Source organism: Streptomyces sp. NPDC005402 (genome assembly GCF_040606575.1).
Lineage (GTDB): Bacteria > Actinomycetota > Actinomycetes > Streptomycetales > Streptomycetaceae > Streptomyces.
Genome location: NZ_JBEXFB010000001.1, coordinates 655,086 through 673,669 on the forward strand (window position 1 = coordinate 655,086; position 18,584 = coordinate 673,669).

General features: G+C 68.7%; 17 protein-coding genes and 2 pseudogenes. 11 read left to right on the forward strand and 8 right to left on the reverse strand.

Annotation, left to right across the window (positions count from 1 at the left end; genetic code table 11):
- The first annotated feature begins 25 nt into the window (after nt 1-25).
- On the forward strand, nt 26-2,233 hold the full coding sequence (locus ABZT02_RS02935) for an MMPL family transporter (protein ID WP_356013548.1): 2,208 nt from the start codon (nt 26-28) through the stop codon (nt 2,231-2,233).
- A 275-nt stretch (nt 2,234-2,508) separates the two neighbouring features.
- Nucleotides 2,509-2,994: a LuxR C-terminal-related transcriptional regulator gene (locus ABZT02_RS02940; protein ID WP_356013551.1), complete on the forward strand. Its 486-nt coding sequence runs from the start codon at nt 2,509-2,511 to the stop codon at nt 2,992-2,994.
- A gap of 22 nt (nt 2,995-3,016) precedes the next feature.
- On the opposite strand, the gene ABZT02_RS02945 is transcribed toward ABZT02_RS02940, so the two are convergent.
- The 5 genes and pseudogenes from ABZT02_RS02945 to ABZT02_RS02965 form a co-directional block, all read right to left on the reverse strand.
- Nucleotides 3,017-3,688, reverse strand: a complete 672-nt coding sequence (locus ABZT02_RS02945) for a response regulator transcription factor (protein WP_356013553.1) — start codon at nt 3,686-3,688, stop codon at nt 3,017-3,019.
- Nucleotides 3,573-3,824, reverse strand: a pseudogene (locus ABZT02_RS02950) (histidine kinase); the annotation flags it as partial. The gene ABZT02_RS02945 and the pseudogene ABZT02_RS02950, both read right to left, overlap by 116 nt.
- 1,031 nt (nt 3,825-4,855) lie before the next feature.
- Nucleotides 4,856-5,194, reverse strand: a complete 339-nt coding sequence (locus tag ABZT02_RS02955) for an XRE family transcriptional regulator (RefSeq protein ID WP_104780727.1) — start codon at nt 5,192-5,194, stop codon at nt 4,856-4,858.
- Entirely contained in the window at nt 5,191-5,568 is a 378-nt protein-coding gene (locus ABZT02_RS02960; RefSeq protein WP_328771811.1) for a type II toxin-antitoxin system RelE/ParE family toxin, read from the reverse strand. Before ABZT02_RS02960 ends, ABZT02_RS02955 begins: the two co-directional genes overlap by 4 nt.
- Before the next feature lie 296 nt (nt 5,569-5,864).
- Nucleotides 5,865-6,458 (reverse strand): TetR/AcrR family transcriptional regulator, encoded by a 594-nt coding sequence (locus ABZT02_RS02965; RefSeq protein ID WP_356013555.1) that lies wholly within the window; start codon nt 6,456-6,458, stop codon nt 5,865-5,867.
- Between the two features lie 199 nt (nt 6,459-6,657).
- Here ABZT02_RS02965 and ABZT02_RS02970 point away from each other — a divergent pair, with 199 nt between their 5' ends.
- The 3 genes from ABZT02_RS02970 (at nt 6,658) to ABZT02_RS02980 (ending at nt 8,915) form a co-directional block, all read left to right on the forward strand.
- Nucleotides 6,658-7,356 carry a 3-oxoacyl-ACP reductase family protein gene (locus ABZT02_RS02970; protein ID WP_356013697.1) on the forward strand — a complete coding sequence of 233 codons (699 nt, stop codon included), beginning with the start codon at nt 6,658-6,660 and terminating at the stop codon, nt 7,354-7,356.
- A gap of 141 nt (nt 7,357-7,497) precedes the next feature.
- A complete protein-coding gene (locus tag ABZT02_RS02975) occupies nt 7,498-8,451 on the forward strand; it encodes an alpha/beta hydrolase (RefSeq protein WP_356013557.1) in 954 nt (317 codons plus the stop codon).
- Nucleotides 8,452-8,495: 44 nt separating this feature from the next.
- Nucleotides 8,496-8,915 (forward strand): ester cyclase, encoded by a 420-nt coding sequence (locus ABZT02_RS02980; RefSeq protein ID WP_356013558.1) that lies wholly within the window; start codon nt 8,496-8,498, stop codon nt 8,913-8,915.
- A 1,290-nt stretch (nt 8,916-10,205) separates the two neighbouring features.
- Here the strand turns inward: ABZT02_RS02980 and ABZT02_RS02985 are convergent.
- Entirely contained in the window at nt 10,206-11,117 is a 912-nt protein-coding gene (locus ABZT02_RS02985; protein ID WP_356013560.1) for a helix-turn-helix transcriptional regulator, read from the reverse strand.
- 143 nt (nt 11,118-11,260) lie between these two features.
- Here ABZT02_RS02985 and ABZT02_RS02990 point away from each other — a divergent pair, with 143 nt between their 5' ends.
- Both ABZT02_RS02990 and ABZT02_RS02995 read left to right on the forward strand, forming a co-directional pair.
- Nucleotides 11,261-12,202, forward strand: a complete 942-nt coding sequence (locus tag ABZT02_RS02990) for an NADP-dependent oxidoreductase (protein ID WP_356013562.1) — start codon at nt 11,261-11,263, stop codon at nt 12,200-12,202.
- Nucleotides 12,203-12,242: 40 nt separating this feature from the next.
- Entirely contained in the window at nt 12,243-12,401 is a 159-nt protein-coding gene (locus ABZT02_RS02995) for an SDR family NAD(P)-dependent oxidoreductase (protein ID WP_356013564.1), read from the forward strand.
- A 256-nt stretch (nt 12,402-12,657) separates the two neighbouring features.
- Here the strand turns inward: ABZT02_RS02995 and ABZT02_RS03000 are convergent, their stop codons facing one another.
- Nucleotides 12,658-12,945, reverse strand: coding sequence for a hypothetical protein (locus tag ABZT02_RS03000; protein ID WP_356013703.1), 288 nt, complete (start codon nt 12,943-12,945; stop codon nt 12,658-12,660).
- A 152-nt stretch (nt 12,946-13,097) separates the two neighbouring features.
- Nucleotides 13,098-13,316: pseudogene (locus tag ABZT02_RS03005) on the reverse strand (helix-turn-helix transcriptional regulator); the annotation flags it as partial.
- Between the two features lie 140 nt (nt 13,317-13,456).
- On the opposite strand from ABZT02_RS03005, the gene ABZT02_RS03010 reads away from it, so the two are divergent.
- From ABZT02_RS03010 to ABZT02_RS03025, 4 genes are all read left to right on the forward strand, one after another.
- Nucleotides 13,457-14,944 carry an aldehyde dehydrogenase gene (locus tag ABZT02_RS03010; RefSeq protein ID WP_356013566.1) on the forward strand — a complete coding sequence of 496 codons (1,488 nt, stop codon included), beginning with the start codon at nt 13,457-13,459 and terminating at the stop codon, nt 14,942-14,944.
- A gap of 177 nt (nt 14,945-15,121) precedes the next feature.
- Nucleotides 15,122-15,694 (forward strand): TetR/AcrR family transcriptional regulator, encoded by a 573-nt coding sequence (locus ABZT02_RS03015; protein WP_356013568.1) that lies wholly within the window; start codon nt 15,122-15,124, stop codon nt 15,692-15,694.
- A 23-nt stretch (nt 15,695-15,717) separates the two neighbouring features.
- Nucleotides 15,718-16,533 carry a siderophore-interacting protein gene (locus ABZT02_RS03020; RefSeq protein WP_356013570.1) on the forward strand — a complete coding sequence of 272 codons (816 nt, stop codon included), beginning with the start codon at nt 15,718-15,720 and terminating at the stop codon, nt 16,531-16,533.
- A 190-nt stretch (nt 16,534-16,723) separates the two neighbouring features.
- The gene (locus ABZT02_RS03025) at nt 16,724-18,352 is read left to right on the forward strand and encodes an MFS transporter (RefSeq protein WP_356013571.1); all 1,629 of its coding nucleotides are present in this window, start codon (nt 16,724-16,726) and stop codon (nt 18,350-18,352) included.
- Nucleotides 18,353-18,584: the final 232 nt, after the last annotated feature.

Genomic DNA, 18,584 nt, shown 5'->3' on the forward strand with positions numbered 1-18,584 from the left:
ATCCCACCGTCCAAGGGAGTTCGTCATGGCTGTCCTGCTCCACCGGCTGGGCCACCGCGCCTACCGCCACCGAAAGCTGGTCCTGGGCATATGGCTCTTCGCCCTGGCCGCGCTCATCACCTGCGTCAGCGTCTTCAGTGGCAAGCTCGACGACCGCTTCTCGGTGCCCGGCACCGAGTCGCAGCGTGCGCTGGACAGCCTCAGCAAAACCCTTCCAGAAGTTGCGGGCGCCAATGCCCAGATCGTCTTCACCGCGCCCAAGGGCCACCAGGTCACCGAGGCGCCCTACGCCGCGGCCATCGCCCGGACCGTCACGGCGGCCGAGAAGGCACCCCAGGTCAGCGAGGTCGTCGAGCCCCGCGCCTCGGGAGCCGTCTCGGCGGACCGGACGACGGCGATCGTCCAGGTCCAGTACCCGGTACAGAACGCGCAGGTCCGCACCTCGTCCATCGACGCGATCGAGAACGCGGCCAAGGCGGCCGAGCAGGACGGGCTGAAGACCTCGGTCGGCGGTTCCGTCTACAGCAGCAAGGGCGTCCACGTCGGCCCGTCGGAGATCATCGGCGTGGCCGTGGCGCTGCTCGTCCTCGTCGTCACGTTCGGTTCGCTGCTGACCGCCGGGATGGCACTGCTGCCCGCGCTGATCGGCGTGGCCGTCGGTCTGGCCGGGCTGCTCGCTCTGGCACCGGCGGTCAGCATCTCCTCGACGGCCGTGACGCTCGCCCTGATGCTGGGCCTGGCCGTCGGCATCGACTACGTCCTGTTCATCGTCTCGCGCCACCGCCAGCAACTCGCCCGCGGAACCGACCCGAAGGAATCCATCGCGCTGGCTACCGGCACGGCTGGCAGCGCCGTGGTCTTCGCCGGCACCACCGTGATCATCGCGCTCGCCGCCCTGAGCGTCATCGGCATCCCGTTCCTGACCACGATGGGCCTCGGGGCCGCCGGAGCCGTACTCATCGCCGTACTGGCCGCGATCACGCTCGTCCCCGCCATCGCGGGATTCGCCGGCTCGAGGCTCACGCCCAAGCCCGGCAGCCGCGCCGCCCGGCGGGCCGCCGACACCGAAGGGCCCACCGGCCACACCACCATGGGCGCCCGCTGGACCAAGTGGGTCATCGCCAAACCGCTGCTGACGGTGCTGGCCGTGGCGGGCATCCTGCTGACCCTGGCCCTGCCCGCCTCAGACCTGCGCCTCGCTCTTCCCGACAACGGCTCCGCCCCGCACGCCTCCACCGAGCGCAAGGCCTACGACACGATCAGCGACAAGTTCGGCGACGGATTCAACGGCCCGCTCCTCGTGCTGACCGAGACCAAGAGCGGTACGGCTTCCGCGGGTTCACAAGCCGGTACCCAAGTGGCCCGGAAGCTGCAGACCCTCAAGAACGTCAAGGCCGTCCTGCCGCCCCAGCCCACCAGCGACCCGGCACAGAGCGTCATCACCGTCCTGCCCACGTCCGGTCCGGACAGCGCCCGCACCGGCCAACTCGTCCGCGACATCCGTGCGACGAGCGCCGACCTCCGTGCCACCACCGGTGCCTCCATCGCGGTCACCGGCACCACCGCGGTCAACATCGACGTCTCCAACCGGCTCAGCGACTCCCTCCTCCCCTTCGTCGCCATCGTCGTCGGCCTCAGCCTGCTCCTACTGATGATCGTGTTCCGTTCGCTCGTCATCCCCGTCAAGGCCGCCGTCGGCTTCCTGCTTTCGGTGGGGGCCTCGCTCGGGCTGGTCGTCGCCGTCTTCCAGTGGGGCTGGCTGTCCGACGTCCTCGGTGTGCCGCACAGTGGCCCCGTCGTCAGCTTCCTGCCGATCATCCTGATCGGCGTGCTGTTCGGACTGGCCATGGACTACGAGGTATTCCTCGTGTCCGGCATGCGCGAGGAATGGGCCCGCACCGGCCGGGCACGACAGTCGGTCACGGACGGTGCGCGCCACAGCGTTCGGGTCGTCACCGCGGCCGCACTGATCATGTTCACCGTTTTCGCCGGGTTCTTCCCGCTGGACGACTCCCTGATCAAACCCATCGCGTTCGCCCTGGCCGTCGGCGTGGCCATCGACGCCTTCGCCGTCCGTATGACGCTCGTACCCGCGGTACTGGCCCTCGCAGGGCGGGGCGCCTGGTGGCTGCCGGCCTGGCTGGGCCGGATACTGCCCGATCTTGACGTCGAAGGCACCAGCCTTCAGAAGACGGCGCCGACGGACCGCAAGGAACCCCAGCCCGTCTCCTGAATCCATCCGGTGGGCTCGCGGCGCCGACTGCATCGTGAGCCCACTCGGGACCGGACCGCCACCGCTCGAATCCCCACTCCTCCAGGCGACCCGAAGGACGAACGATGCACCGGGTACTCCTGACGGGCGGCCCCGCTCTCCTGCGGGAGGCCTAGGCGCGCGTCATCGAGGACTCCGCCCTCCTGATCGTCCAGGCGCAGATCCCCGACCTGGCCAGTGCTCTGGCCCAACTGCCTTCACTGAGGCCGGACATACTCCTCATCGACGCCATGGCCATGGCTTCTTCCCCGCGGACCACGACACTGCTGTCCCTGCGCCTGGCCGCAGCCCGGACCACGCTCGCCGTCATCGGTGAGACACCCGCCGAGGAGGCCGGTTCGCTCCTGCGCGTCGGCGTCACCGGCATCCTCGGCCAGCAGATGGAAGCGGCTGCCTTCGTGGTGGCTCTCGACCTGATCAGCCGGGGCGGGACGGTCATCTCCTCGCCATCCATGGTGACGAGGATCTCCGCCACCCCTCCCAGTCCGACACTGGATCAACTCTCCGCCAGGGAACGGCAGGTACTCGCCCTGGTCGCGACCCAGCCCGACAACGGCACGCCGGCGCGCCTGCTGGGCATCAGCCCTCTCACGGTCAAGTCCCATGTGAACCGGATCCTGCGGAAGCTCGGCGCTTCCTCCCGCGCCCACCTCGTCACCATCGCCTACGAGAGCGGACTCGTCAGCCCCGGACCGCCGACCGGCCGCCCGTGCGCGTACTAATCACCGGATCACATCTCCCCCGTTATGAGGGACCGATGGAGGCAATGCCCGTCTGGTAAGCCACGACGAGTTGGGCACGGTCGCGGGCGCCGAGTTTGGCCATGGCACGGTTGGTGTGGGTCTTGACCGTGAAGGGGGTGATGAAGAGGTGCTCGGCGATCTTGCCGTTGGCCAGCCCCGTGGCGACCAGGGTCATCACCTCGCATTCCCTCGGAGTCAGGGTGGCCAGGCGGGTGAGCAGGTGCTCGAGGATGACGGCGGTCGGCTGGGTGAGGTAACGGGACATGAGGGCCTTGGTGGCGGCCGGTGAGAGGAGGGCCTCCCCGGCCGCGACGATCCGGATGGCCTTGAGCAGGCCCGCCGGGTCGATGCCCTTGCCGAGGAATCCGCTGGCGCCGGCGTGCAGGGCCTGGGCGACGAACTCGTCCTCCTCGAAGGTGGTGAGAGTGAGGATCTTCACCCCGGCCAGGCCCTCGTCCGCACTGATGAAGCGGGTGGCCGCCGGGCCGTCCATCTCGGGCATGCGGATGTCCATCACGATGACATCGGCGCGGTGGGTGCAGGCGAGTTCGACAGCCTCACGGCCACTGCCTGCTTCGGCTACGACCTCCATGCCGGGCTCGGTGTCGATAGGGAGGCGGAAGGTGCCGCGCAGGAGGGCCTGGTCGTCGGCGAGGAGGATGCGCAGGGTCACAGGCTGTCGTCCTTGGCGGGTGCAGGGGAAGGGTGGCGTGGACGCGGAAGGTGCCGTCGGGGCGCATGGCCGTGGTGAGGGTGCCGTGGACGGCGTCCGCGCGCTCGCGCATGCCGATGAGGCCGTGTCCCGTTCCCGCGCCGTGAAGTCCCGCGCGGGCGGGGTTGGTGATGCTGTCCGGGTGCCTGGGCTTTCGCGTCCGCGAGGAGACTCCACGTGAACCCAGGGGATCCGCCGAGGAAGCACCCCACTGACCTGCGTTTCCTCAGGTAAGGGGTGCAAGCAAGTGGAGCCTAGGGGAGTCGAACCCCCTCGTCTGCCGTGTCCTCATACAGATCGGTGAGGCCGATGACGACCCCCGCAGGGCCGTTTTCTCTTCGGGCAGTTCCCCAGCACGCGACCGCGAACCAGACAGATGTACCGGCATCCGCACCGCCCTCGCTGCCGACCCGGTATTCGACTGGCCGCAATGGGATGTCGATCTCCTGCCCACACGACAGGTGATTGCGGACAGCGAATCACCTCGGAGACACCGTCGGCCAGGACCCGACTGCGCCGCCCCGGCCCCCGTACGGCCCCTGGGTTTCGTCATCGACCTCAAGCCAGCCGCCCGGACCCCGAGTGACGGCCTCGATCATCTGCTCCACCGCAGGTCAGAAGGGCTGCAACTCCTCGACCACTACCCGACCCCAAACCCACGAGCAGCGGATTCAGTCCGTTCAGGCAAAGTTGACGATCCGACAGGACAAAATGAACGTTTCCGCAGGTCAGAGGCGTGCACAGGTGGGGCGGGTGGGACTCGAACCCACGGCCGACGGATTATGAGTCCATTGGGGATCTTGGCGGCCCTTGCCGATCATTGCCGATTCACGCCGTTCTTGCAGGTCAGACGTGCTGATCCGTGTCAGTCCCGTGCAGTGCTTGTCGGTCTGTTCCTGTCCTTGTGGCCCCTCAATGGCCCCTGGGGGTCGCCGAGTTGGACGCATACCACAGCAGCAGCCGCGTCCGCCCAGCACAGCCGAGGGGCTGGACCCTTCGCGCAGCGGAGTCTCTTACCGACGCGATGATGCTCCATCCCAGACCCGGGGTGGAGCATCATCCCTGACGTCAGATGCGATCCCGTCCACCTGGCTGCGCATCGACCTGGGTAGCGGCGCGCCGATCGGGTCAGCCGAGGACGTAGCTCTCATCACCGAAGTCAGCGACGATCTTCAGCTTGCCGCCGAGCGCCTTGACGTAGGCGGCGAGGGTGTCGACCTCGCTGCGCTCCAACTGGCCCTTCTCGATGCGCGAGACACGGGCCTGGGTGACACCCATGGCTTCGGCGACCTGGACCTGTGTGGTGTGCTGCCGCTTCCGCAACTCTGCGAGGCGGTGCACGCGGGAGGCCAGGACCATCGCCTGCGCCCCCTTCTGGATCTGGTCCTTTTCGGCATCAGTGAAGGCGAAATCCTCGGCCAGGTCCCCCCAGGAGACGGCCTGCGGGTCCTTGAGGTGATCAGTCATCGTGCCCCGTCCTCTCCGTCGATTCGCTTCAGATGCTCGGCGTACGCCTGCTCCGCCTGGGGCACAGCGACGCGGTACCAGCCGGACCAGTTGCCCGCCTTGTCGCCGCCGACCAGGATCACGGCCTGGCGGTCCGGGTCGAACACGAACAGCAAGCGTACTTCCGTGGCCCCTGCCGAGCCGGGGCGGAGTTCCTTGAGGTTCGGTAGCACCGACCCCTTGATCGTATCCACCAGAGGGCGACCCAGCGCGGGGCCTTCCTCCTGAAGGGCAGTGACAGCCTGGCTGACCTGGATCAGGGTGTCGCGGTCAGTACGGCGCAGGCCGTGAAGCCACGAAAGAGCCGGCTCGACCACGACAATCTTCCAAGCCATGCATGCGCCCCATCTGCAATTTATTACACTGACAGCATACACCACTGGTGTCATAATGGCAGCCGCGGGACCGGCCCGGCCGGTCAGCCAAGAGGATGGAATCTACGCACAGCGGAGTCCATTACCGACGAGATGATGCTCCACCCCTTGCTCCCGGGGCGGAGCATCATCCCTAACGCCAAAGGGTGATTTGCCCACCGGACTATGCATGGACCTGGATCGCAACGCGCCAGTCGGATCAGCCAAGGACGCAGGTCTCATCGCCTGACTCGGCAACAAAACTTCAACTTGCTGATTCACGAGCTCGGCCAGGTGCTGAGCGCCTGGTCGGCGACGCGGTGCATGTCTTCTCGGCTGGCGCCGCCGGCGGCCTGTACGGCGAGGCCCTGCCCGACGGTGTGCACATAGCGGGCGAGGGTTTCCGGGTCGGCGGTGAGTGGCAGGTCACCCTCGGCCTGGGCTTGTTCGAACCGTTTCCGCAGGGCGGCTACTCCGGCCTCGCGGCGTTCGGCCAGGTCGCGGCGGACCGGTTCGCTTTCCGGCCCGGCGGCCAGCGCGGACTGCACCAGCAGGCAGCCGCGCGGGCAGCCGGGCGCGGTGTGGGCCTCCACGCCTCCGTGCAGCATCGCCTCGGCCACCTGCCGGGCGGTGGGCAGCTCAAGTGCCGGGGCCACAAAGGCTCCCGGGCCCTGCACATAGCGGTCGACGGCCTTGCGGAACAGCTCCTCCTTGTTGCCGTAGGCGGCGTAGATGCTGCGCCGGTTGATCCCCATGGCCTCGGTCAGCGCGGCGAGCGAGGCACCCTCGTAACCCTCGGCCCAGAACACCCGCATCGCCACCTCCAGCGCCTCGTCGGTGTCGAAGGACCGGGGCCGTCCCGTGCTGGGCATCGAAGCCTCCTTGAGAAAAAGTTCGCCGCTACGGAATGACTCCCGTGGTTGCTCAGGTTAGTGTCATCGCGCATATAGTAACCGAGCGGTTCGGTTCGTAAATGAAGTGACGCTGACATCGGAGACCCCTCTTATGAGCACCCAGCTCGCCCCCGGCACCACCCAGTCCGGCATGTGACTCCTCGAAGGCAAAACCGCCCTGGTCACGGGCGGCTCCCGGGGCATCGGTGCCGCGATCGTGCGCCGTCTGACCGCCGACGGCGCCCAGGTCGCCTTCACCTACGCCAACGCCAAGGACCAGGCCGACGCCGTGGCAGAGGCGACGGGCGCCCTGGCCGTGCAAGCGGACAGCGCGGACCACGACGCCGTCCGGGCCGCGGTCAGCCGCACCGCACAGCACTTCGGCGCACTGGACATCCTCGTCAACAACGCCGGCGTCGCCCACATGGTGCCGATCGAGGACTACCCGCTGGAGGAGTTCGACCGGATGATCGCGGTCAACGTCCGGGGCGTGTTCAGCGCCGTCCAGGCCGCCGCTCCCCACCTCGGCCAAGGGGGTCGCATCATCACCATCGGCAGCGTCATCGTCGACCGCGTCCCCTTCCCCGGCGCCACCGTCTACGCCCTGACCAAGGCCGCCGTCGCCGGCCTCACCCGCGGCCTGGCCCGCGAACTCGGTCCGCACGGCATCACCGTCAACAACGTGCAACCCGGCCCCACCACTACGGACATGACCCCTGACTCCGGCCCGTATGCGGAATCCCTGAAGCAGCTCATGCCACTCGACCACTTCGCCCAGCCCGCCGACATCGCCAGCGCCGTCGCCTACCTCGCCGGCCCCGAAGCCCATTTCATCACCGGCACCAGCTGGAACGTCGACGGCGGCATCGCCGTCTGACCGCCCACCCCGGGCGGCCGCACTGCCCCTGAACGTCCCGGGGCTCGCGCTCCACGCAGAGTTCTCGACCGGCGGAGGCCGTCGGCCTCCAGCCGCAGCGCCGCGCACAACGGCACCCACCACCACAAAGGACGCACCATAATGAACGCTTCCACCACAGCCTCCACGACCGGCCCGGCCGTCGGGTCGGAGGAGCCGCTCAGCCCCGGCTACGACGCGGCGACCAAGAACGACGCCGAGTTCAACGAGCTCTTCCGACACGGCTTCACCACCATCGACGACGTACAGATGCACTACGTCATCGGCGGCGACGGCCCGCAGGTCATGGTGCTGCTCCACGGCTGGCCGCAGAGCTGGTACGAGTACCGCCAGATCCTGCCCTCGCTGCTGCCCGGCCGCACCGTCATCGCCATCGACCTGCCGGGCCTGGGCGACTCGACCGGGAACCCGCCCTCCAGGGCCAAGACGGTCCTGGCCACCTACGTCCACAAGCTGCTCGACCACCTCGGCCACCGCGAGAACGTGCAGGTCGTCGCCCACGACTTCGGCGTCAGCGTCGCCTATCCACTGGCCGCCCAGTACCGCGAGCAGGTGTCGGGCCTGTTCCTCATGGACTACGGCCTGACCGGCAAGAACCTGAAGTTCGCCGCCATCGAGTCGATGTTCTGGCACTTCTCCTTCAACAAGCAGCGTCCCCTCGCGGAGGAACTGGTCACCGGCCGGGTCGAGACCTTCCTCACCCACTTCTTTGAGGGGATGAAGACCGCCGGCGAGAACATCTCCGCCGATGAACTGGCCGAGTTCGTGCGGCTGTACTCCCGCCCCCAGGTCCTGCACGCCGGCTTCGAGCTCTACCGGACCGAGATCCAGGACGAGGCCGACAACACCAAACTCCAGGAGACCCCGCTGACCATCCCGGTCCGCATGATCACCCAGTCCGGCCTCGCCGACATGGTCCTGCCGCCCCTCCAGGACGCCGCCCCCCACGCCACCTCCGCCGACGTCCCCGGCGCCGGACACTTCCTCCTCCACGAAGCACCCGACCGCGTCCTGGCCGAGATCAACGCCTTCTACCCCACCAACCCCACAGCCTGACCGACTTCGAGAGCCGTCACACCGAGGTGAGAGGAAAACCCCTGATGAACAGCCAACCCACTTCCGCCCGCGATGTCCCTACCCGCCTGTTCGCCGCCTTCGACGCGGGCGATATCGATGCAGTGGACACCCTGGTCTCGCCCGATCTCGTCGACCACAACCTGCCCGCAGGGGCTCCCTCGGCGATCGAGGGGATGAAGGGGATGGTCGCTGCCATGCGCGACGGGTTCACCAACCCTCACCACGAGATCGTCTACCAGGCCGAGACCGACGACGGCTGGGTCGTCTCCCAGTGGGTGGTCACAGCGACCCACACCGGCCCTTGGTTCGGACTGCCCGCGACCGGCCGTGACGTGACCTGCTCCGGCATCGCTCTCGCGCGGGTGGTCGACGGCCGGATCGTCGAGGTCCGGCACGTCGAGGAGCTGCTACAACTGCAGATGCAGATGCAGCTCACCGGCTGAGGCAGCAGCAAAGACACATCGGCGCGGCGTGAGCTGACCAGACGAGAACCCCCGGCGAAGAGTCGAAGTCGATCGCCCCATAGACCCTTCGCCGGGGGTTCTCATAGCTCAATCTGTTGCCCCGTCGGCTCCTGAAGGCCGTCTGACGACACACCGGAAGCGCCCGCTCGATTGACGCGGTGCAGAGAAAGATCAAGGCGCGGTCCCGCACACCATCACCGGCGCGAAGCTCCAGGTCCCGGTCAAGCGCATCCTGCAGGGAGCCTCGCGGAAGTATCGTGACGGCCTCCGCGTTCAGCGAGAACGAGAGCGTGTCTACCCGGGCCAGAAACGTCACGCCGCAAGGACGGTCCCACGTCGTTCCCGTCATTGTCGGCTTCGACGCCGACTCCGACACCCTGCCAAGCATCGAGGCGGACGCAGATCAACTGCTCAGGGACGCGCCGCGCACGAACTCCTCACGGCCGCACCGTTAGCGCAGGACCGCGTCCACGGCCCACCACAGAACTGACTCACCGGTCTGCGATGTCCTCACACGGGCATGATCGGCTCATGGACCGCCGAGGACCATGTCCACGGAAAGGGGATGCCAGTTGACAGCGACAGCCCCTTCAGACCTGCTGTGCGGCCCCGGCCGGCTCACCGGGCGGACCCTTCGGGAATTGGCCCGCCGACGGCCCTCCGGGGCCGACGCCCGCGCCGCCCCGGCCCCTGTACGGCCCCTGGGTCTCTACATCGGCCCCCACGGCAGTCGCCGGGACGCGAGTGACACCCTCGATCATCTACTCAGCCGCAGGTCAGACGGGTTGGAACTCCCCCAACCGCCGCCGGACTCCAAACCCACGAGCAGCGGATTCAGTCCGTTCAGGCAAAGTTGACGATCCGACAGGACAAAATGAACGTTTCCGCAGGTCAGAGCCCTGCCGAAGTGGGGCGGGTGGGACTCGAACCCACGGCCGACGGATTATGAGTCCTTTGAGGATCTTGCCAGCCCTTGTCGATCTATGCTCATCTTGGCCGTTTTCCCAGGTCAGACGCGGTTTGACCCCTCAGTCCTTCCCGGCCCTTGTCAGTCTTTCCCGATCCTTGTGTCCAACCTGCGTCCAGAACGCGTCCTGGAAGGAGGCGTTAGGCAGACACAGCGGCCGTCCTCCCAGCTCGGCAACAACTCCCGAAAGGCGAGCAGCGGATTTCCCTTCCAATGCGTAGAGGCTCCGCCCCGGCAGTCGGGGCGGAGCCTCAGCAGCTGTCTCCGTGACAGGACGTCCTCGAACCAGGCCCAACGGACGCTCATGCGGTTGCCGGGCTCGCCCCTCCGTCGGACTCCGGTGCTGCGGCGGGAACTTCCTGACCGGCCAGGTCGGGTTGGTCGGCAACCCAGCTCAGCAGCATCCTGAGGCTCTCAGCCGTCGGTGAGCCGGGCTGCGGCAGGTATGTGAGCAGTGAGCGATCGGGGCGGGCGGGCACGGTGAGCATGTGGTATTCGAACTCGAGCGTGCCGACGACCGGGTGCACGATACGGGTGACGCCCAGCCGCTTCTCCCGTACGTCGCCGGTCGCCCACAGCCGCCGAAACGGTTCGCTGCGGATGGCCAGCTCACCGACCAGTGCTGCCAGTTTGGCGTCGTCGGGTCGGCGGCCAGTGAGCAGGCGCAGCTGGGCGACCGTCTCCGCGGCGATCGCCTCCCAGTTCGCGTACCGAGCTCGGGACTCTGGGTGCAGGAACAGCTGTCGTGCTGCGTTGCGGGGCTGCGGCATGCCGCTCACGTCGAACACGGCCTCGGCCGCGGCGTTGGCCGCCAGGATGTCGAGGCGGGCGCCGAGCAGCACCGCGGGTGCGTCCCCCATAGCTTCCAGCAGCCGGACCAGCGGCTCGTCGGGTATCACTCTCGCTGCATCTCGCTTGGTTCTCGCCTGGGCGTCGGTTCGATGCGGGCGGGCCAGGTTGCGAAGGTGTTCGGTCTCCACGTCCGAGAGGGAGAGCGCCTGCGCGACAGCGTCGAGCACCTGGTCGGAGACCTGCGCGGTCCGCCCCTGCTCCAGGCGTTGGTAGTAGTCCGGGCTGACTCCGGCGAGCAGGGCAACCTCCTCGCGTCGCAGTCCCGGTACCCGCCGCCGCGTGAGGCTGGGGGGCAGCCCCGCCTGTTCAGGCGTGATGCGCTCGCGTCGGGTTCGCAGGAACTCACCGATGGTCGTCTCCATCCCATCGACGGTACGCCGCCGCCGGCAGTCCTGCCTGGCCCTGCTGGACCCAGGTAGGAGCGGACCTTCCTCGCAGCTCGCCGGTGGAAGAGCGTCAGACCTGCGTCTTCCACACGGGATGCGCGGAGAGAAGGACAGGACAGATGCGTGCAGCAGTAGTCAGGGAGTTCGGCGGTCCCGAGGCGATCGAGGTCGTCGAGGTGGCGACGCCCGAACCGGGGCCCGGAGAGGTACTGGTCAAGGTGGCCGCCGCTACGGTCAACTTCGCCGATGTCATGGTGCGCACGGGGCTCATCGTTCAGTACGGCGCCACAGCGGCACGCCCGCAGTTCGGCCTCGGCACGGATGTGGCCGGCACGGTCGCCGCGCTCGGCGAGGGCGTCACCCGATTCGCCGTCGGAGACTCAGTGCTCGGCACGCAGGAGCGACTGGACCGGCCGTTGGGCACGCAGGCCGAGTACGTCGTACTGGAAGAGTGGGAACTCGCCCCGGCGCCGGATGGAACAGACCTGGTGCCCTTGGCCACGGTCGGGCTGAACGCGACCACGGCCGACCAGGCGCTGGACGCGCTGGCCCTGGAGCCGGGGCAGTGGCTGCTGGTGTCGGGCGCCGCCGGCGGGGTGGGGCTCTTCACGGTCGAACTCGCGCGGCTGCGGGGGCTGAACGTGATCGCCCAGGCCGGACCGGCCGACGAGAAGCTCGTCCTGGAGGCAGGTGCGCAGCTTTTCGTCTCGCGCGACGACGACCTGGTGCCCACGGTGCGCCGGCTGGTGCCCGGGGGCGTGGACGGCGCGGTCGACGCGGCCAACCTGGCCGCCGGGGCGGTGGACGCCGTACGGCACGGCGGTGCGTTCGTGTCGCTGCTCAACTCCGCGCCCCAGTCGCGCCGCGAGGTGCGGATGACCAATCTGGCGTGGCACACCGACGCCGGGCGCCTGGCCAAGCTGGCGGCCTACGCGGGCGCCGGTCTGATCAGCCTGCGGGTGGCGAAGACCTATCCGCTGGAGCAGATCGCCGATGCCCACCACGCCCTCGCCGCGGGCGGGCTCCGAGGCCGGATCGTCTCGGTCCCCGACCATGAGTGACAAGAGCCTGGTCGCGAAGTAGAGATTCGAGGGGCGCACGGTGGTCCTCACCGGGGGCTCCAACGGACTGGGGCTGGGCGCTGCCGAGCGTTTCGTCGCCGAGGGCGCCACCGTCTACCTTGTCGGCCGCCGGAAGGCCGAGCGTGACCTCGCGGTCGCCAGGCTGGGCCCTTCCGGGTCGCGGTCCGCGCCGACGTGACCCTCAACCACGATCTCGACCAGCTCTACGCCACGAGTGGCCAACGCCGGCGTACCGTCGGTCGGTAGTCCGGCCGCTCATCGGTCACCTGCATGCCGCAGTCACGGCTGAGGCCCTCGGGATTCTGCTGACCAGGGTTGCCGACCGACCCGACCCGGCCGGTCAGGGTGTCCCTGCCGCAGGACCGAAGTCTGACGAAGAGACGAGTTCGGCAACCCCCTGAGCGTGGCTCGACGAGCCGTTTCGACTGCCGCCCTCAGCGTGGGGGATCTACGGCGTGTTCTCGCAGGGTGAGGAAGATCGTGTCGAGCGCGTCGAGGAGCGGCCCTTCGGCACAGGTCGACTTGGTCATGTGATCGCCGGCCCGCCCTGCAGGATGGCGAGAATCGAGCGTGCGAGCCTCAGAGGGTCGGTGTCGGGTCCCGAGCAGGCCCGCGGCGATCATGCGCTCCACCCCGGTCTGGAGCAGGCGCTGCCAGTCGGCCATCGCGTTCTGGGCTGCCGCGGCGACCTGGTCGCGGCTCCCGACAAGCTTGTTGACCATCGAGCCGATGAGGCAGCCCCAGTAGGGCTGCGCCCTGTAGTAGGCCGTGATCGCCTCGCGCTACTTCTGCCACGACTCCCAGGAGACGAGCCCCTACAGGTAGGGCCGTCGGGCGCCCAGCAACCGTACGGACTGCCATTCCTGTGAGCGCGTTGACGTGGGCGGGCCAGGTTGCGAAGGTGCTCGGTCTCCACGTCCGAGAGGGAGAGCGCCTGCGCGACATCGTCGAGCACCTGGTCGGAGACCTGCGCGGTCCGCCCCTGCTCCAGGCGTTGGTAGTAGTCCGGGCTGACTCCGGCGAGCAGGGCGACCTGGCGTGATGTGCCCACGTCGGTTTCGCAGGAACTTCCCGATGGTCGCCTCCACCTCATCGACGGTACGCCGCCGCCGGCCGCCCTGCCTGGCCCTGCCGGACCCAGGTAGGAGCGGACCTTCCTCGCAGCTCACCGGTGGACGAGCGTCAGACCTGCGCCTTCCACACGGGACGCGCAGAGAGAAAGAGGAGTTCTCCATGGCACTTCAGGATCAGTCAGCCCCCGTGGTCGAGCGGGACCTGTTCATCGGCAACGAGTGGCGTCCGAGCGCGGACGGTCGCTCCCAGTCGCTGGTCAACCCGGCGACGGAAGAGGAGTTCGGCAGGGTCGCACTGGCGTCGAGTGCCGACGTGGATGCCGCGGTGCGGGCCGCGCGGACCGCCTTCGACGAGGGGCCCTGGCCCCGGCTGTCCGTGAAGGAGCGGGCCGACTACATGCTCGCGCTCGCCGACGAGATCGAGCGGCACGCGGACGCCATCACCGAAGTGGTGACGGCCGAGACCGGGCTGGTCCTCGGCGCCGCCCGCGGCAACCCGCTGGCCTTCGCCGGCCTGCTGCGCTACTACGCGAGCCTCGCCGACTCGACCGAACTCCACGAGGTCCGCACCGGCCTGACCGGCGCCACCGCGCACATCGAGAAGCGGCCCGTCGGTGTCGTGGCCGCGATCGTGCCGTGGAACGCGCCGCTCGGCCTTGCCGCGTTCAAGCTTCCCCCCGCTCTCCTGGCCGGCTGCACGATCATCATGAAGCCGTCCGACTTCTCACCGCTGAGCGCCGGCTACGTCGCGGACGCCGCACTCAAGGTCGGCCTGCCCGCCGGTGTGATCAACGTCCTCACCGCCGGTCCCGAGCAGAGCCAGGAACTCGTCAGCCACCCGGGCGTGGACAAGGTGACGTTCACCGGATCGACAGGCGTCGGGCGCGCGATCGCCGCGGCCGCGGCGCCCACCCTCAAGCAGGTCACCCTCGAACTCGGCGGCAAGTCCCCGGCGGTGATCCTTCCCGACGCGGATCTCGACCGGATCGTCTACACGCTCACGATCAACGTCTGCAACAACAACGGCGCCGTGTGCACGAACCCGAGCCGGCTGATCGTTCCGGAGAGCCGCAAGGACGAGATCGTCGGGGCGCTGGCCGCATCGTTCGCGGGTGTCAAGGTCGGGGATCCGACCGACCCGGACGCGACGGTCGGCCCGATGATCAACAAGGCGCACTACGAGAAGGTCCTCGGCTTCTTCGAGACGGCCCGGCAGGAAGGTGCGACGTTCGCCGTCGGCGGTGGCCGCGCGCCCGGCTTCGACAAGGGCTACTACGTCCTGCCGACCATCATCACCGACGTGACGCCTGACTCCCGTGTCGCACAGGAGGAGATCTTCGGCCCGGTGACCGCGGTGCTCACCTACCGCGACGAGGACGAGGCCGAGGCGATCCGGCTGGCCAACGACACCGAGTTCGGGCTCAACGCCGCCGTCTTCAGCGCCGACGAGCAGCACGCGCTCGATGTCGCCCGCAAGATCAACAGCGGCACGGTCTCGATCAACAACGGCATCACCATCGATCTCGGGGTGCCGTTCGGCGGCGTCAAGCAGTCGGGTTACGGGCGCGAACTCGGCCCCGAGGGTCTCGACGCGTTCTACAACACGCACGCGATCTTCCTCGACGGCGAGCCGGTCGTGACGCTCTAGCGTCATATGGACCGCCCAGGTCCGACGCCACGGAGACGGACCCCGGCCAACCGGGAGTAACCGCACCGGAGGCTCTTCGACCCGGAAGGCCTCCGGTGCGCCCGACGAGTGGCCGACCCACCCTTACCGGTTTAATAAGGGTTGCCTAATCAAAGTGGTACGCTACAGTTTCGTACTGTGCAATCCCGAGCGAAGGTCAGAGAACGAGAACGCCGCATCCTCACCGTCGCCGTGGAGCTTCTCAGCGAGGTCGGCTTCGACCGGCTGACGTTCGACGCCATGGCGGCCAGGGCGGGCGTGTCCAAGACGACCCTCTACCGACGCTGGCCGACCAAGCACGAGCTGGTCATCGACGCCGTACGCCGTCGGGTGGACTTCTCCTTCACCGTGTCCGACCAGGGCGGTTTCCGCGCCGACGTGCTGGAGGCGCTGCGGCTGGTCAGTAACTGGCTCAAGCGGGACGGCGCGATGCTGCGCAACCTCGTGGACGCCGGCCGCCGTGACGCGGACCTGCGCGAGGCGACCGAACGGCAGCTCGCCCAGCCCCTCGACGGCATGTGGGAGGAGGTCATGGACCGCGCCCAGGACCGCGGTGAGCTGCGCTCCGGGGTGGACCCGTCCTGGCTCAGCGAACTGGCGCAGGGCGTGCTGCTCAATCGGATTCTCGTGGCAAACGTCCCCGTCACCGACGCGTTCCTCGAACGTCTGACGGACGAAATCCTCCTCCCCGCCTTCACCCACCCCGCCTGACCCACCCCACCGGGAGCTCCACCATGCCCCGACACGAGTCACCGACCCGGCGCAGGATGCTCCGTGCCACGGTCGCCCGCACCGAACGCACCAGCCCGAGCTTCGTCACCCTCACCCTCCAGGGCCCCGACCTGGCCGACTTCGAACCCATGGGGTTCGACCAGTCCTGCCGGTTCTTCTTCCGTCGCGACGGCCAGCGGGAACTCGCCATGCCGACCGCCTCGCACAACGGCTGGCTGGCCCAGTTCATGCTCATGCGGCCGGCCGTCCGCCCCTGCGTGCGCCTCTACACCGTGCGCGCGTTCCGCCCCGACGCATGCGAGATGGACATCGAGTTCGTCCTCCACGGCGACCACGCCGATGCCGGCCCCGCCTCCGCGTTCGCCCTGCATGCCAGCCCCGGCGACCCGGTCGGGCTGTTCCCCGAAGGAATCGGCTACCTTCCCACCCCGGCCGTCCAGTCCCACCTGCTCGTCGGCGACGAGAGCGCCGTACCAGCCCTGCTGTCGATCCTGGAACAGTCACCGCCCGATCTCACCGGGCACGCCTACCTCGAAGTTCCCACCGCCAGGGACATCCGACCCGTCCCGGCACCCGCCGGCGTCACCGTTCACTGGCTGCCCCGCGACGACCACACCGGCGTCCCGGGACAGCTGGCCCTGAAGACGGTCAGGTCCTCCTGGAAGCTCCTCCCAGGGCAGCGCGTCTACTGCTGGGTGGCGGGCGAGAGCGGCCTTCCCACCGGCCTGCGGCGCCATCTGGTCAAGGACCAGGGCGTCCCGAAGTCCGACATCTCCTTCCTCGGCTACTGGAAGCACGGCAAGAGCAGCCCCGGCTGAGCGGCATCGCCCCCTCGGATCGGCGCCCCCGCGTGCCACCGCGAGCGACGGTTCCTCCCCGCACGGCACTCGACGACGTGCCGCCGACCCCTTGGAGTTCTCCCGTGACTGCCGACAGCACCACCATGCCCCCCCCAGCCGGCCGGGTACCGACGTGTCCGGGGCTCCCCCGGGCGGGCGGCGTCTGGGCTTGGCGCTCTTCGTGATCGCCACGGCCCAGCTGATGGTGATCCTCGACGCCACGATCACCAACATCGCCCTGCCCGCCATCCAGACCGACCTGGGCGTCAGCAACGCCAACCTGGCGTGGATCGTCAACTCCTACGCCCTGGCCTTCGGCGGGCTGATGCTCCTCGGCGGCAAAGCGGGTGACCTCTTCGGCCGACGGCGCATCTTTCAGGTGGGCATCGTTGTCTTCACGATCGCCTCGCTGCTGGGCGGCCTCGCCCCGAACGAGAGCATGCTAATCGGCGCCCGCATCCTCCAGGGCATCGGCGCCGCCCTCGCCGCGCCCAACTCGCTGGCCCTGATCACCACGACCTTCCCGGCCGGCAAGTCACGCAACACCGCCATGGGCGTGTACGCGGCCATGGCGGGCGTCGGCGCCACCGTCGGCCTGCTGCTGGGCGGCGTGCTGACCGACGCGCTCGACTGGCGCTGGGTGTTCTTCGTCAACATCCCCCTCGGCCTGGCCGTCCTCGCCGGCACGAAGTCCCTCGTCGAGGCCGAGCGACACTCCGGCCGCCTGGACGTCCCCGGCGCCATCACCGGCACCGGCGGTCTGATCGCGCTCGTCTACGGCATCACACGCGGCGGCGAGCACGGCTGGACGAACGGGCTGACGCTGGCGTCCTTCGCGACGGCCGCCGTACTCCTGGCGGCGTTCCTCGTCATCGAGGTGCGCACCGCCGAGCCGATGATGCCGCTGCGGCTGTTCAAGGACCGCAACCGCTCCGGCAGTTTCGGCACGATGCTGTTCATCGGTGCGGGCCTGTTCGCCATGTTCTACTTCCTGACGCTCTACATGCAGCTGATCCTCGGCTACAGCGCCATCAGGACCGGCTGCGCCTTCCTGCCCTTCACGATCGGCATGGGGACCGCCGCCGGCCTGAGCTCCAAGCTGGTCACCCGCCTGTCTCCCCGGCTGATCGCCGGACCGGGCCTGCTGGTCGGCGCGGGCGGCATGCTCTGGTTCGCCAATCTGGAGCCCGGCTCCTCCTACGCCGGACATCTGCTGCCGGCGATGTTCGTCACCGCGGTCGGGCTCGGCCTGAGCTTCGTCCCGATGACGCTGGGAGCGGTGAGCGGGGTGGACCACCAGGACACCGGTATGGCCTCGGCGCTCCTGAACACCGCCCAGCAGATCGGCGGGGGCACTCGGTCTCGCGGTCCTGTCGACCATCTCCACCTCGGCCGCGAACGACAAGCTGCCCGATGCCGCTTCGTCCCTCTTCAGGGGCCACGCCACCAAGGACCTCCCCTTGGTCGCGAAGGCGGCCGACGCGCTGACCCACGGCTACACCATGGCCTTCATCGCCTCGGGTGCCATGTTCCTGGGCGGACTGGCGGTCACGTTCCTGGCCATCAACGCGGGCAAGCAGGAACACACCGAGGGCACGGCGCCCGTCCACATGGGCTGACCGCGGCCTCCGTCCACACGGGCCGATCCCGCACAGGGCGGCGTAACGCGCCCAGCACGCTCACGACGACGTACGGCGGAGGCGCCACACCGCGACGCCTCCGCTGTACAGGAGCGGGCACACATGACGCCCCTCATCTGGCGCTGAACGGCGCTGAAAACCTGCCGCCGTGCCGGTGAGCGCGGCCTGACGGATGTGCAGCGGCTCGTGGTCCGTGTTCCGCAGCAACCGTAGGAGGCGGTCGCGATGTCCTGAGGCCGACGATCCGGCAGCCCGCCCAACCACTCGGTGGCCCAGTGATTGATGCGCTTTAATCAGGCTGGCGGAGCAGATTCACACACTCCCTGGAAGCTGCCTAGTTTCGGTCGGCGGACACTGGCCGGTGATCGCACCGGAGGACGTCGGCGCTGC